Origin of the sequence: Bifidobacterium sp. UBA6881, from assembly GCA_002451435.1 — a bacterium.
Classification (GTDB): Bacteria; Actinomycetota; Actinomycetes; order Actinomycetales; family Bifidobacteriaceae; genus Bifidobacterium.
In genome coordinates this window covers 15,132-16,275 of record DKCF01000067.1, presented here as the reverse complement: position 1 = coordinate 16,275, position 1,144 = coordinate 15,132, and the positions used below count along the sequence as shown (strand labels likewise).

Sequence of the window (1,144 nt, the reverse complement as noted above, 5' to 3'; positions counted from 1 at the left end):
GCATTCAGGGCATTCCGTTCCCGAATGTGTTTGGCCAATCCCTCTATACGCAGCAGATGCAGTATCTGCTTGACCTGGTTGTGTTGATTATCGCCTTGGTGGTTGTCAGCCGCATCCGTTCCTCGCACTTGGGACATGTGTTCGAGGCTGTCGGTTCCGATCAGGACGCGGCTGAGGCATTGAGCATTCGCACGGGTGCGTACAAGGCGCTCGCCTACGCTTTGGCTGCTTTCTTTGCGGGGCTTGCCGGTTCATTGCTTGCCCATCAGTACACGTATATTGATCCAACCATCTTCAACGTGAACATGTCGCTGCTGATACTGACCATCATCGTGATGGGTGGTATGAATTCTCCGCTGGGAGCGGTGCTGGGCGCTGTGATTCTTATCGGTGGTCCTGAACTGCTGCGTTTCGCTACCGAAGCTCGCGTGCTGTTGTACGGCGTGTTGCTGGTTCTTGTCATTCTTTTCAGGCCTCAGGGTCTGTTCGCGAAGAAGGTGTGAGCATGAGTCTGCCAATCAATCCGACAAAAATTACCGAAGATGTACGGAACGTCCCCATCGATAAGGACGATTTGCACGGGGAGCCCGACATCGTGACTTTCGCGGCTGAGCATCGCCGCAAGGTCTTGGATGCCCCGGCTGTGCTGCAGGTGCGCAATCTCAGCAAATCATTCAATGGCTTGAAAGCGGTCAATAACATTTCGTTTGATTTGCATCAGGGTGAGGTCGTTTCGATTATCGGACCGAATGGTTCCGGGAAATCGACCACAATCAATTTGATTTCAGGCTTCATCAAGCCGGATTCCGGATTGATCGACATTGACAGTGAAACCGTTGCGGGCCTTAGTGTGCCGGATATTTCCGAACGAGGTCTCGCACGCACCTTCCAGAACGGGCGTGTGTTCGGTGGCCTGACGGTCGATGAAAACGTGGCTCTTGGCTTCCATAAGCGGCTGAATGCCCAGCGACCGTTCAAGGAATTGCAGCGTTATCCGGTCGTTCGTTGGCTGTCGCTGCTGGGCGAAACCGCACTTGCTTTGGTGCCCGGTCCGAAAAGCCGCCATGAAAACCAGGACGTTGATGAACGCGTGGGACGTGAAGTGGATCGTTTCAAAGAGCGCCTTGGCGATCGACGTGATGAC

General features: G+C 54.1%; 2 protein-coding genes. Both read left to right on the top strand.

Annotation, left to right across the window (positions count from 1 at the left end; genetic code table 11):
- Positions 1-503, top strand: a 503-nt coding sequence (locus B3C64_RS04970) for an ABC transporter permease subunit (RefSeq protein WP_414632164.1), incomplete at its 5' end; no start/stop codon positions are given.
- Positions 504-505: 2 nt separating this feature from the next.
- Positions 506-1,144: ATP-binding cassette domain-containing protein (locus B3C64_RS04965; protein ID WP_291534152.1), on the top strand; the 639-nt coding region annotated here is incomplete at its 3' end.